The organism is Arthrobacter sp. TE12231, from assembly GCF_054062895.1.
Window position 1 is genome coordinate 322,542 of sequence record NZ_JBSSFS010000001.1, and the last position, 13,236, is coordinate 335,777.

Consider the following 13,236-nt stretch of genomic DNA (forward strand, 5'->3'; position numbering starts at 1 on the left):
TCGTGCTGCAGGGCTAGCGCATGGCATCGGAGACAGACTTTGCTCCGCCGTGGCCTGACTGGCCCCCGTCCACGGGGATCTCGGCACCGGTCACGAACGAAGAGAGCGGGCTCAGGAGGAACAACACGACGCCGGCCACCTCCTCCACGCTTCCAGTGCGCCCCAGCGGGGTCTCGGCCATGGTCGCCTGCCTGAACTCGGCCTTGGCGCTCGCCGTCATGGGCGTTTCGATGAAGCCTGGGTGGACAGAATTGACCCTAATTCCCCGGGGGCCAAGTTCCATGGCAGCCACCTGGGAGAGGCCCCGCAGTGCCCATTTACTGGCGGTGTAGGCCACCGGATAGTGTGCGGTCAGGCCCGCCACGGAGCCCACGATCACAATCGCGGAGCCACTGGCCATCAGCGGCGCGAGGGTCTGGATGCCGAGCAGGACTCCGGCAACGTTCACCTCGTAGACGTTCTGCAGGTCAGCCACAGAGGCATCCAGCAACCGGCTCCGCTGGGTGATGCCTGCATTGTTGACCAGCCCGTCCACCTGCCATCCCTGGGACCGGATCCATTGAGCGAGATCGGACCAGCCGGAGGCATCGCTGACGTTCAGCTGCCGGTACACGAGCGCACCGGGCGACGTCGATGACACGACGGCCAGCCCAGCCGGCATGTCCGCGGCGAGGTCTGTGGCGATGACACGGGCCCCGGCCTCCACCAGCATGCGCGCCTCCGCCGCGCCCTGGCCCTGGCCCGCGCCGGTGACCACCACAGTCCGGCCATCGAGCTGAAGGGAGACCACCCTAAGTCCCGGAAATAACCGCGGAGGCAACCCGGTTGCGCGGACGCTGCCGGGCACGCACACGGGTCCCGGCGTTGCGGCGTTCACCCACCGTGTTCTCGATGCTGCCGATGCCTTCCACCGTCATGCGGACCACGTCGCCGGTCTTCAGCGGCGGGGGAGTCTGTGAGCCGTTCCGCCCCCAGAGCTCCGCGAGGCAACCGCTGCCGCACGTGCCGGAGCCCAGCACATCGCCCGGGCGCACCACGGAATCCTGCGAGGCGTACGCCACCAGCTCGGCGAAGGGCCAGCCCATATTGGACAGCAGGTCCTGGCCGATGGTTTCGCCGTTGACTTCCACGGCCATGGAGATCGGCAGGAACCCCTCCGCGTCGTGCAGGTCCTCGAACTCATCGGCGGTGACAATCCAGGGCCCCAGAGTGTTGGCGAAGTCCTTGCCTTTGCACGGCCCCAGGCTGACTTTCATCTCTCGGCGCTGCAAGTCGCGCGCCGACCAGTCGTTGAGGACGGTATAGCCGAAAATATGCCGGTGCGCTTCCGTCGCGGTCAGGTTCCTGCCGTTGCTGCCAGGGACGCGCCCGACGACGGCGGCGACTTCCGTTTCGAAGTCCAGGTCGTCGCAGCCCGCCGGAATGCCGATCACCTCACCGGTGCCGGTCACCGTGTGGGGGTTTGTGAAGTAGAAGGTGGGTGCCTCGTACCACTCGGGCACCACGCCCGCCACGCCGTCGATGCTTTTCCGCACGCCTTCGACGTGTTCCTCGAACGCCACAAAGTCCCGGATGGTGGCCGGCAGCAGCGGGGCGAGCAGCTGCACTTCGGCCAGGGGGACGGCAGGGCCAGAACCGATGACTTGCCGGGCAAGACTCAGCGTCTCGTCCAGTCCGGCGTCCAAAAGGGTCTGGACACTCTGGCCCATGGGCAGGGCGTAGCAGGTTCCGTTGTCCAAGAAGCCGGACTGCGTCCCGCCGTCGTGGTTCCAGCGTGCAATCTTGACCATGAAAATTCTTCCTTAGGCTGTACGGCGGGAGGTAAGGATTGAAGCGGGCGTGATGCCCAGGGCGGCAGCGTTGCCGGCCAGCACTTTGGCCTTGTCCTCGGGAGGAAGCAATGCCTCGGCTACCTCCGCCACGGGGAGGTCGGAGCCCATGTCGAACGGGTAGTCCGAGCCGAGCAGCACCCGTTCCGGGCCAGCGGCGGCCACGAGGGCGCGCAGTTCAGCAGCGCTGTGGACCAGCGAATCGAAGTACAGCTTCTTCAGATATGACGACGGCGGCTGGGCGCAGCCGTGTGCCTCGGGCCGGACCCGCCAGGCATGGTCTGAGCGGCCCAGAGTGGTCGGGAGGTAGCCGCCGCCGTGCGCCGCCAGAATCTTAAGGTCCGGGTGCCGGTCCAGGACGCCACTGAAGATCAGGTGGGACAGGGCCACCGCGTTTTCTGCGGGCTGGGAGACGGTGTTGGCGAGGTAGAAGCGGTCCAGCCGCTCATCCAGCGAGCAGCCGAACGGGTGCAGGAACACCACGGCCTCCAGCTCCTCGGCACGGGTCCAGAACGGTTCCAGACGGGGGTCGGAAAGTTCAACGGAGCTGCGCTCCGGGTCGCCGGGAGTGGCGGCAAACGAGCCGATTTCCACGCCAAGCAGCCCGCACTCAAGCACAGCGTGGTCCAGCGCTTCCACCATCAGGGCTGGGTGCTGGAGCGGCACGAGACCGAGCCCGTTCAGCCGCTCCGGAGCGCGGCCCACGAACTCCAGCACCGCCTGGTTGGCGGACTTGGCCACCTGCAGGGCCAGATCCTCGCCGGCGAAGTAGTAGAAGTGCGACGGGGACGGCGAGACCAGCTGGGCGTCCACGCCTTGGGCGTCCATGTCCGCCAGCCGGCGGTCCAGGTCCGTCAGCTGCGGCCATCGCTCCTTGATCATCCGGCCCGAAGCGGCCATGGACTCCGGTCCGTTGCGGCGCACTTCCAAGGCCTGCTGGGCGCCGAACCCCTCGGGATCAGCTTCGGCCACCAATTGCTGCAGGGCCGGAAGCAGGATGTGGGCGTGTACGTCCACAGTGGGCGTTTCAGCAGAGTGGGCGCTCATGCGGGTTCCCTCAGCAAGGTGGACAGCGAGTGCATCAGGCCGGGCACATCGGCGTCCCGAACGCCGTCGAGCATCCACTGGCCCAGCTGGACGGAGGCGCTGACCACCGCCTTTGCCCGGTCCAGGCGGCGGTCGGTGAACTCCTTCCACAGGGTCTCCGTGAGGTCGTCGGCCTGTATCAGCAGCTCGGCCAGCACGGCGGCGTCTTCCAGGGCCATGGCAGCCCCTTGTGCCACCGTGGGCGGGCAGCTGTGGGCGGCGTCGCCGATGATGACGGTGCGGCCGCGGTTCCACGGCCCGTCGACCAGGTGGGTGGTGAACCACGTGTAGTTGATGCGGGCGCTCTGGTCCAGGCTCGCGCGGATTTCGTTCCAGGGGCCGCCGTAGGCTGCCGCGAGTTCGGTCATGATGCGGGGGCCGTCTTCGTGCTTGCGCTCCTGGGCCTTCTCTACGAGGTAGGCGTAGATGGTGTCCGGGCCGGTGGGGCAGTAGCCGGCGATGAAGCAGGGGCCGCCGTAGGTCAGGTCGGTGCGGACCACGTCCTCTGGCCGCTCCACGAACGCGCGCCAGATACCCATCCCTGTGGGCTGGGGTTCGACGTCGATGCCGATGGCCTTACGGACAGCGGAGTGCAGGCCGTCGGCACCAATCAGGAGGTCGTAGCGTGCGGTGCCGCCGTCGGCGATGCTGACGGTGACGGAACCGCCGTCGTCCGTTATTCCGGTGACGGTCTTGCCATAGCTGATCCGTGCACCTGCCTGCTCAGCCCGTTCGCGGAGGATCGCAGTCAGGTCGGGACGGTACATTCCCAGCGTGGCGGGGAGGTCCTCGCCGCCGGTCCGGATGTCCTCGAGGACCGCGATGACGGTGCCGTCGGGGTTCGGGGCGCGCAGGCCGAGGGTGCTGAACGCGTAGCCTTTCGCCTCGATCTGCTCCCAGACGCCGAGCTGGCGGAAGATCCGTAACGCGTTGCCCTGCAGCGTGATTCCCGATCCGAGAGTCTGCGGGGCTTCCGCCTTCTCCAGGACTTCCACGTGGATTCCGGCGTCGGCCAGGAGGATGGCTGCGGTCAGTCCCGCGGCTCCCGCCCCGACGATTCCGACGTTCTGTACTGCTGCCATCGCTGACTCCTTTGTATTGACGGCGTAACTGCTGGTGGTTGTGTTGCTGTTGTACTGAAAGCTACCGGACCGCGATTACCGGACCCGATTACCGGACGGCGATCGGGTTGACGGGTGACCCCACGGCACCGGTGATGGGAAGCGGAGCGGCGGTGAGCAGGAAGTCATACCTTCCGTCCGCCGCGCACGCTTCCGCCAGGCCGTCCGGGTCCCACATTTCACCCAGGAACAGCCCGAGATTCGGGATGGCGATCTGGTGGAGTGGCTGGAAGGCGCCCTCAAACTCGTTGGGACGGACCTCGAAGCCCCAGGTGTCGGTGGCGATTCCGGCGATTTCGCTGCGGTGCAGCCACGGCCCGGTGCTGAACGACAGCCCGGGGGCGGAGCCGCCGGCGTAATCGCCCCAGCCGTCGCGGCGGACCCGGGTGTGCTGCCCGGTGCGGATTACCACGATGTCGCCCCGGCCTACTCGGGAGCTTGGCCCCTGCAGTTCAATGGTCCGCTGGAGGTGCTCCGGGGTGATGGCGAAGCCGTCCGGCAACTCGCCGTCGCTCCGTCCCATATCGGGTCCGAGCGCGCGCCCAACGTCCAGCAACACACCCCGGGTCACGATCTTCGCCGCAGCGGTTTCGATCCCGGTCACGAGGTCACCTTCAGAGGTGACCACGTCCCCGGCAGCACGGCCATTCCAAGCCTTGCCTTGGTCGAAAATGTGGCCCAGGCCGTCCCACTGCGTGGAGCACTGCAACGGCATGGCAATGACGTCGTCTGCTCCGCCGAAGCCGTGCGGGAATCCCTGGTTGCCGCGTTCGGCGTCCACGCCGGTGTCGGTCATGGTGTGCACGGGGTTGGTGCGGCGGCGCCAGCCCTTCTGTGGTCCGTTGGTGTCGAAAGGCTGGGACAGCGAGAAGGCCTCGCCCGTCTTCACCAGGGCTGCTGCTTCGATGCGTTTGGCCGCGTCGATGAAGTTCAGGGTCCCCAGAACGTCGTCTGCGCCCCAGCGGCCCCAATTGTTGTGGGCTGCGGCCATGGCGCGGATGCTGCCAAGCGGGTCCTCACGCCGGATCACCGGGGAAGCAGTGGCTGATTCCCCGGTGGCGGAGATGGTGGCAGGGGAGATGTCTTGGGCGGTCACGGCTGGCTGCCTTCAGTTTGCACTTCGTCCCTGCAGCGGATCAGCTGGGTGCCCAGCCCGGTGATGGTGCCTTCCATGACGTCGCCGTCCTGGAGCAACCGGCCCCAGTGCTGTCCGTTGCCGGCGGGGCTTCCGGTCAGGACCAGGTCGCCGGGGCGCAGCGGCATGATCTGGGAGGCCTCGCTGACCAGCTTGGCGACCCCGAAGATCATGTCCCGGGTGGATTCGTCCTGCATGGCCTGGCCATTGAGCTTCAGCGTCACCTGGACGTCCTGCGGGTCGCCGAAGAACTTTGCCGGCACCAGCAGCGGTCCGGTCGGCAGGAAGCCTGGGGCGTTCTTGGCCCGGTACCAGTCCGAGCCGATGGCAGGCATGTCCTTGCGGAAAACGTACTCCCGGGTGGTGATGTCGTTGACCATGGTGTAGCCGAACACGTACTCCAGGGCTTCCTCGGGGGTGACCCGGAATGCCGTCCTGCCGATGACCGCTGCAAGTTCCAGCTCCCAGTCATGGGACTTGGAATAGGACGGCAGAGTGAGGTCCTCCGTCGCGGACGCGATCGCCGTCGGGAGTCCAATGAAGAAGTACGGCGTGCCCTGCCCTGCCCGCTGATCCATCATGGCCGCCGTCTTGGCGCGCACTTCTTCCTCGTCCTCGCCCTGGCCGCGGTGCGCTGCGGCGAGGTCGATCACGTGCTTGCGGTAGTTGGCGCCGGTCTGGAGGACCTGGACCGGCTCCACCGGGGCAAGGAGCTCCACGTCGGCCGCTGCCAGGCCAGTACGCTCAGCGGCAGAAGCGGCGATGGCATCCAGTTGGCACTCCGTGGTGTCCCAGTGCTCAATGATGGAATTGATGTCCTCATTCAGCGGCACGACACGACCGCCCACCAGCATGCCTGCCCGGGCCTTGGTGTCACCCGGTTCCTGAAAGCGGATCAGAGAATACGTAGCTTCAGCCATGGCGCCGTTAGCCCCGTCCCTGCTTGGCGTAGGGGTTCAGGAGGGCTTCCTTCATCTCGGGGGAAGCGCCCTCTTCGGTGGCCGTGAAGCCTTCGGCGGGAGGGAATGATTCGGTCATGGAGTGCGGCATGGCGCCGTTCTTGTAGAAGTTGTTCGAACCTTCGGAGGGCTTCCAGGTGTTGGCCTCCCAGTCCGGGACGTAGTTGCGGTAGCCGCCGGAGTTAAGCTCCACGCGCAGGCCTGACGGCTCGCGGAAGTAGAGGAAGTTCTGCTCACCCACGCCGTGAATGGAGGGACCGTATTCCATCGGGGTGCCGTTTTCCATCATGACGTCCGCGGTGCGCAGCAGGTCCTCGGTGGCGTCAACCCAGAAAGCGATGTGGTTGACGCGCCCGGGGCGGTTGGAGGTGTCCAGGACAACGCCGAGGTCGTGGGATTTTTCATTGGTGGTGAGCACGGAGAAGACGGTGATGGGGGCCTCGTCCAGGTCCACGAATGCCATGACGCGGAAGCCGAGGGCCTCGTTGTACCACTTGGCGAAGCCGCGGACGTCAGACGTGGCGACGGTGACGTGGTCCAGGAATCGGGGAGCGGCGGCGTGGCTGCTGCGGCGTTCCGGCCGGTCAGGGTAGGTGGACTCGAAGCCGGCTTCGGCGACGAACTTATCCACGTCGTAGAACAGGCGCATGTGGTGGCCGTAGGGGCCGGTGAATTCGTATGCCTTGCCGTAGCCGTGGCCGCCGGCGGTCCAGTTGCCCTGGACTCCGGCTGCTTCGACGCCCCGGGCTGCTGCTTCGAGGGCTGCCTGGGAGTTGGTGCGCCAGGCCATCCGGCCCAGCGAGGCTTCCGGTCCTTCGGTGATGACGAGGCTGTAGCGGTAGTAGTCGCCCCAGCAGCGCAGGTAGACGTTGCCGTTTACCCGGTCGATGATGCGCATGCCGAACTTTTCCTCATAGAACCGTGCCGAGGCTTCGACGTCCGGGGTGGTGATCTCGAGGTGGGCAAGATGGGAGAGGGGAGTTTCCACGTTGAAGTCCTTCTATGTTGCTGCTGGACGGGACCAGCGGGTCTAGTAACCAGACTGAAGCACCAGAGCTATTCGGTGAAGGGTCGTTTCCTGATGCCACCTATTTGTCTGGCGGATAGTTGAAGTGATCCTCGACCCGCGCGTTCCGGAAGCAGCCACCTACACGAGCGGCCACGGGTAACGCATGCCGGTGCGATCAACCGGCAGCACCCCTGCGCGCAGCAGTCGCTGCACGCGGCGCTGCAGGGCGGTGACCTCGTCATCGTCGAGTAGTTCGGCCAGCTCGGGAGGCGCGGCCTCCGCGAAAGAGGAGATGTCCTCGAGCAGGGCACCGGGGATGGGGTCGCCGGCGAAGTCCCAGATCACGGTGCGGAGTTTGAATGCTGCCGAGAAGCACAGCCCGTGATCAATGCCCCAGATCCGCCCGTCGTCGCCGCGCAGCACGTGGCCGCTCTTGCGGTCCGTGTTGTTGGCGACGTAATCGAACACGGCGATCCGCGCCAGCTCGCGGTGTGTCTCAGGGGCGTCAGCGTAGAGGGTGAAGTAATGCTCCTGAAAGTCGCACTCGATGAACCACTGCAGCGACCCGATCCCCAAGGGGGCGTCCTCGCGGATCACCGTCGCCGGCACGAGTCCCCAATTCAGGGACTCGCTGAGCAGGTAGGCCGCGCGTTCCCGTTTGTAAAGCCCGGGCTCGAAATCGGACAGCGGCCGTTCCCCGGCCTCCGGCTTATAGACCGCATACGCGGCGTCGTCCCCACCGGAGACCTGGACCAGGAACGTCTCGTTGCTGCTGCGGGGGATGCGCCCGAGCAGCTCGACGCGGCCCTCGCTGAGCAGTGTCAGCTTCCGGCCGGACACCGGCCGCCCCGCTTCACCGAAGGTCCCAATGCACGCTGCCCCGAATTCACTGTGCCCTCAACCCGCTGAGCGGCTCCGCCGTCGAATTCACCATCAGCACCGCCGGGTCCTGACCCTCCACAAACGAGATGGCCGACACCGAGCCCGGGCTGATGACAATGCGCTGGAAGAGGTCCAAGGGCGTGCCCAGGGCATGGGCGACCGCGGCCTTGATCGGATCGGCGTGGGAAAAGCACACGACGACACCCCCGGCGTGGGCTGCACGCAGTGCCTCCATCGCGCCGACGATCCGCGCCTGCATCTCCGGAAAGCTCTCGCCGTTGGGGAAGCGGAAGGCGGACGGGCTGTGCTGGACGGTCTGCCATTCCGGCAGGGCCGCCAAGTCGGCGATCGCAGATCCGGTCCAGTCGCCGAAGTCGCATTCGAGCAGCCCGTCGTCGTGGTTTACTTCCAGTCCCGTGCGTGCCACCGTCGGCTCCGCCGTCTCGCAGGCGCGCTCCAGCGGGGACGAATATAGGGCGTCCACTCGTAGTCCAAAGAGCCGGTCCGCGACCCGTTCGGCCTGGGCCAAGCCCCGGTCGGACAGGTGCAGTCCGGGCGCGCGCCCCGGGAGGACCGTGCCTGTCGTCGGCGTCTCCCCGTGGCGCACCAGAAGCAGGAGCGTGCCCTGCCGCTCAGGTGACGTGACGGGTGCCGGCGGAGTTGCTGCAGTCATCAGGATCTAAGCGTAGCGCCAGGGGCCCCGCCCGAGCTTGCGAGGGAAGGGGGAGGCGCAGAGCGGTATGCCGCACTCGGGCCCAAAGCTCAGGAATCTCAAAGAATCCCTCGATTCCCCGCCGGGTACAGGTCTACGGTGGAGGAGTGAGTGATCGCCCCGATATCTTCACTGTTGGTGAACTGCGTGCCTCCGGCCACGTTCACAGGGACCTGCGCCGCGAAATCCGCGACAACCTGCTCGCCGCGCTCGCCGCCGGCCGGGATCCCTGGCCCGGGATGTACGGCTTCAGCCGGACCGTCCTGCCCCAGCTCGAGCGGGCACTGCTCGCCGGCCACGACGTCGTCCTGCTGGGCGAACGGGGACAGGGCAAGACGCGGCTCCTCCGCACCCTGGCCGGGCTGCTGGACGAGTGGTCGCCGGTGATCGAGGACTCGGAACTGAACGAACACCCGTACGAACCCATCACCGAGCACTCCCGCGCCCGTGCCCTCACCGAGGGGGACCGGTTGCGGGTGTCGTGGCGCCACCGCTCGGAACGGTACGTTGAGAAGCTTGCGACGCCGGACACCTCCGTCGCCGACCTGATCGGCGACGTCGACCCCATGCGGGTGGCCGAGGGCCGCCGTCTTGGCGACCCGGAAACCATCCACTACGGCCTGGTCCCACGCTCCAACCGCGGAATCATCGCCATCAACGAACTGCCCGACCTCGCCGAGCGGATCCAGGTGTCGATGCTCAACGTGATGGAGGAGCGCGACATCCAGATCCGCGGCTACGTGCTGCGGCTGCCGCTGGATGTCCTGGTCGTCGCGTCCGCCAATCCGGAGGACTATACGAACCGCGGCCGGATCATTACGCCGCTGCGGGACCGCTTCGGTGCCGAGATCCGCACCCATTACCCGATCGAGCTCGACGACGAGGTCGCCGTTATCCGGCAGGAGGGGCACCTGGTGGCCGGCGTCCCGCCAGTCATCCTCGAGATCCTGGCCCGCTACACCCGGGCGCTGCGGCAGTCCCCGGCGATCAACCAGACCTCCGGGGTTTCCGCGCGGTTCGCCATTGCCGGTGCCGAAACCGTCGCCGCGGCCGCCCTGCGCCGGGCCAGCGTGCGCGGAGAAGACGAAGCAGTCGCCCGGATCATCGACCTGGACGCGGCGGTGGAGGTCCTCGGAGGGAAGATTGAGTTCGAGTCGGGCGAGGAAGGGCGGGAACAGGACATCCTGGACCACCTTTTGCGCATGGCTACCGCGGAAGCGGTGCGGGCGCACTTCCACGGCATCGACATGGGTCCGCTCGTGGCCGCGCTCGACGGTCATTCCACGGTGACCACCGGGGAACTGGTCACGGCGCGGGAGTTCCTCCAAAATCTTCCGCCCCTCAACGGATCCAGCCTCTACGACGAAATCACTGAGCGCCTGGGCGCGACAAACGACGGGCAGCGAGCCGCCGCCGTCGAACTTGCACTGGAAGGGCTCTACCTCGCCCGGCGGATCTCCAAGGAGTCCGACGACGAGGCGACGATCTACGGCTGACTACATCTACGGCTGAGTACAGGAGTGCCCATGAGCGTTCACAACCGGTCCCGATACGGCCGGTATACGGGAGGACCCGATCCGCTCGCCCCGCCGGTCGACCTGGCGGAGGCACTTGAGGCCGTCGCCGAGGACGTCATGGCCGGCTACTCGCCCCGGCACGCCCTGCAGGAGTTCCTGCGGCGCGGCGGCCGCAGCCGGGAAGGGCTCGATGACCTCGCCGGTCGCGTACAGCAGCGGCGGAGTGACCTGCTAAGCCGGCACCGGCTGGACGGCACCCTCAGTGAGGTCCAGAAGCTGCTCGACACTGCGGTGCTGGAGGAGCGCAAGCAGCTCGCCCGCGACGTTCGGATGGACGACACGGACCGCGCCTTACGGGAGATGCAGCTGCAGAACCTGCCGAAGTCCACGGCGGCAGCGGTCAACGAACTCGCCTCCTATGACTGGCAGTCCAGCACCGCCCGGGAAGCCTACGAGCGGATCAAGGACCTGCTGGGCCGCGAGATCCTGGACCAGCGGTTCGCCGGGATGAAGCAGGCGCTCGAGGGCGCCACGGAGGAGGACCGCGCGGCCGTGGCCGAGATGCTGCAGGACCTCAACGAACTCCTCGACAAACACCGGCGCGGGGAGGACGCCGACGCGGATTTCCAGGAGTTTATGGCTAAACACGGCCAGTTCTTCCCGGAGAACCCGCAGTCCGTCGAGGAGCTGATCGACGCGCTCGCCCAGCGCGCGGCCGCCGCCCAGCGGATGCTTCGGTCCATGTCCGCCGAGCAGCGCGAGGAGCTGATGCGGCTCTCCGCCCAGGCGTTCGGCTCCCCGGAGCTTATGGCACAGCTGGGCCAACTCGATGCCAACCTGCAGGCGCTGCGCCCCGGCGAGGACTGGTCCGGCTCCGAACGCTTTGAGGGCGAGGAGGGGCTGGGCCTCGGCGACGGCACCGGCGTGCTGCAGGACCTCGCCGAGCTCGACGAACTCGCCGAACAGCTGTCCCAGTCCTACAACGGCTCCCGCCTGGACGACCTGGACCTGGACGCGCTCGCCCGGCAGCTGGGACAGGACGCTGCCGTGTCCGCCCGGACGCTCGCGGAGATCGAAAAGGCCATGCACGACGGCGGCTTCCTGCAGCGCGGCGCAGACGGCGACCTGCGGTTGTCACCGCAGGCCATGCGACGGCTCGGCAGGTCGCTGTTGCGGGACACCGCCAAGCAGCTTTCCGGACGGCAGGGGCGCCGGGACACGCGCGTTGCCGGGGCGGCCGGGGAACAGACCGGCTCCAGCCGCCAGTGGGAGTTCGGCGACGCCGAACCGTGGGACGTCACCCGAACCATCACCAACGCGATCCGCCGCACGATTGCCGACGGAGGTGACCCGGGGCGCGGATTGCGCCTCGCCGTGGGTGACATCGAAGTGACCGAGACGGAAGCGCGCACGCAGGCCGCCGTCGTCCTGCTCGCGGACGTGTCCTTCTCGATGGCCGCCGAGGGACGGTGGGTGCCTATGAAACGCACCGCACTCGCCCTGCACCATCTGGTCACAACACGGTTCCGCGGCGACCGGCTGCAGCTGATCACGTTCGGCCGGTACGCGCAGTCCATGGATATCGGCGAGCTCACGTCCCTGCCGGCCCTGCGCGAGCAGGGAACCAACCTGCACCACGGATTGCTGCTCGCCGGCAGATTCTTCCGCCAGCACCCGTCCATGCAGCCGGTTCTCTTAGTGGTCACCGACGGCGAACCCACCGCGCACCTGCTGGCCGACGGCGACTCGTGGTTCAATTGGCCGCCGGACCCGGAGACCATCCGTGTCACCATCGCCGAGTTGGACCGCCTTGGGCGGGCCGGTACGCAGGCCACGTTCTTCCGGCTCGGCGACGACCCAGGCCTGGAACGGTTTGTCCAGCGGATGGCCCGCCGGATCGACGGCCGGGTGGTGGCGCCCGACGCCGGGGATCTGGGCGCTGCGGTGGTAGGGGAGTATCTCCGCGCCCACTTCCGCGGACGCCCCTACGACGACGCCGACTGGGCTACATAGACGATCTGCGCGTCGGCGCTTTATTGGAGATAATCCGGGGCCGCTTCCAGGCCGAAGTAATCCTCAAGGGTCTCCGTGCTGCCCATATCGAGGGCGACGTTCTTTCCCACATAGCGCAGATGCCATGGCTCGTAGGTGTAGCCGGTAGTGGCCTCGGCGCCGGCCGGATATCGGATGATGAATCCGTAATCCCGGCAGTTCTTAGCCGCCCACTGCCCCGCCGGGGTATTCGCGAAGCAGGCTTGCAGGGCACAGGTTCCGCTGGCATTGCCGATGTCCATCGCCAGACCGGTCTGGTGCTCGCTGTAGCCGGCTCTCGCAGCCAAGGTATCCGCCGTCGCCTGTCCGTACTGACTCACGTAGCTGTCATAGAGGCTGGCCTGCTGGCTGAACGACCGGTAGCCGCTGATGGGAATGATGTTCACGCCGGCCGCCTTGGCGGCCCTGGTCAACTGCTTGTAGGCGTCCGCAGCCTCCGCCCGCAACCGTTCCCCCTGGACCCTGACCAGCTGCGCCGGCACGTAGGTGGCAGGGTTCAGTTGCCGGTGTTTGTTGACCACCACCTGCAGGCTGGAGGCGGAACTGATGTCGTAGCCCGCCGCGGCCACTGCCGCCACCGACGGTGCGATCATGCCGAGCGAAAGCACCAGCCCCGCCACGGCACCTGTCATCCTACTGATTCCTTTAAGCACGAGGGCTCCTAAGAATTGTCCGGAACAGATGCGGGAACTCTATCGGTCTGCAGGCGCCGGGGTCGAGGGGACGCGCGGACTCGTCGAGGGGCGGGCAGGCCAAGGGCACGGCAAAACACCCGTCAAACGCAAGCGGACGACGGCGGGAGGTCCCGCCGTCGTCCGTGTGGGGCGCAGCCTTAGGCTCGGGAACTGCCGCCGTTGGGCTCCAGCAGGCCGCCGCCGGCCAGGTGTCGGGGGTCGGGGGTCAGGGGGCAGGGGTCAGACGAGTTTAGGTGCTC

12 protein-coding genes are annotated in these 13,236 nt (G+C 67.2%); 2 read left to right on the plus strand and 10 right to left on the minus strand.

The genetic code is table 11. The annotated features are described in order from the left end of the window. Positions 1 to 13: 13 nt before the first annotated feature. From ACVWYS_RS01405 to ACVWYS_RS01445, 9 genes are all read right to left on the minus strand, one after another. The gene (locus ACVWYS_RS01405; protein WP_456508191.1) at positions 14 to 790 is read right to left on the minus strand and encodes an SDR family NAD(P)-dependent oxidoreductase; all 777 of its coding nucleotides are present in this window, start codon (positions 788 to 790) and stop codon (positions 14 to 16) included. Position 791: 1 nt separating this feature from the next. Continuing rightward, positions 792 to 1,790, minus strand: a complete 999-nt coding sequence (locus ACVWYS_RS01410) for a fumarylacetoacetate hydrolase family protein (protein ID WP_456508192.1) — start codon at positions 1,788 to 1,790, stop codon at positions 792 to 794. 12 nt (positions 1,791 to 1,802) lie between these two features. Then, positions 1,803 to 2,876 (minus strand): amidohydrolase family protein, encoded by a 1,074-nt coding sequence (locus tag ACVWYS_RS01415; protein ID WP_456508193.1) that lies wholly within the window; start codon positions 2,874 to 2,876, stop codon positions 1,803 to 1,805. Continuing rightward, entirely contained in the window at positions 2,873 to 3,997 is a 1,125-nt protein-coding gene (locus ACVWYS_RS01420) for an FAD-dependent oxidoreductase (protein ID WP_344367007.1), read from the minus strand. Before ACVWYS_RS01420 ends, ACVWYS_RS01415 begins: the two co-directional genes overlap by 4 nt. 88 nt (positions 3,998 to 4,085) lie before the next feature. Continuing rightward, positions 4,086 to 5,132, minus strand: a complete 1,047-nt coding sequence (locus tag ACVWYS_RS01425) for a cyclase family protein (RefSeq protein ID WP_456508194.1) — start codon at positions 5,130 to 5,132, stop codon at positions 4,086 to 4,088. Further along, positions 5,129 to 6,091 carry a fumarylacetoacetate hydrolase family protein gene (locus ACVWYS_RS01430; RefSeq protein ID WP_456508195.1) on the minus strand — a complete coding sequence of 321 codons (963 nt, stop codon included), beginning with the start codon at positions 6,089 to 6,091 and terminating at the stop codon, positions 5,129 to 5,131. Before ACVWYS_RS01430 ends, ACVWYS_RS01425 begins: the two co-directional genes overlap by 4 nt. A 7-nt stretch (positions 6,092 to 6,098) precedes the next feature. Then, positions 6,099 to 7,118: a VOC family protein gene (locus ACVWYS_RS01435; protein ID WP_344367001.1), complete on the minus strand. Its 1,020-nt coding sequence runs from the start codon at positions 7,116 to 7,118 to the stop codon at positions 6,099 to 6,101. Positions 7,119 to 7,277: 159 nt separating this feature from the next. Then, entirely contained in the window at positions 7,278 to 7,979 is a 702-nt protein-coding gene (locus tag ACVWYS_RS01440; RefSeq protein ID WP_456508196.1) for an SCO1664 family protein, read from the minus strand. Positions 7,980 to 8,025: 46 nt separating this feature from the next. After that, complete coding sequence (locus ACVWYS_RS01445; protein WP_456508197.1) at positions 8,026 to 8,694, minus strand: MSMEG_4193 family putative phosphomutase; 669 nt, start codon at positions 8,692 to 8,694, stop codon at positions 8,026 to 8,028. 146 nt (positions 8,695 to 8,840) lie between these two features. On the opposite strand from ACVWYS_RS01445, the gene ACVWYS_RS01450 reads away from it, so the two are divergent. Both ACVWYS_RS01450 and ACVWYS_RS01455 read left to right on the plus strand, forming a co-directional pair. After that, positions 8,841 to 10,229 (plus strand): sigma 54-interacting transcriptional regulator, encoded by a 1,389-nt coding sequence (locus ACVWYS_RS01450; RefSeq protein WP_456508198.1) that lies wholly within the window; start codon positions 8,841 to 8,843, stop codon positions 10,227 to 10,229. A gap of 30 nt (positions 10,230 to 10,259) precedes the next feature. Then, positions 10,260 to 12,263 (plus strand): vWA domain-containing protein, encoded by a 2,004-nt coding sequence (locus ACVWYS_RS01455; protein WP_456508199.1) that lies wholly within the window; start codon positions 10,260 to 10,262, stop codon positions 12,261 to 12,263. A gap of 20 nt (positions 12,264 to 12,283) precedes the next feature. On the opposite strand, the gene ACVWYS_RS01460 is transcribed toward ACVWYS_RS01455, so the two are convergent. Beyond that, the gene (locus ACVWYS_RS01460) at positions 12,284 to 12,934 is read right to left on the minus strand and encodes a M15 family metallopeptidase (RefSeq protein ID WP_344366989.1); all 651 of its coding nucleotides are present in this window, start codon (positions 12,932 to 12,934) and stop codon (positions 12,284 to 12,286) included. Positions 12,935 to 13,236 lie beyond the last annotated feature (302 nt).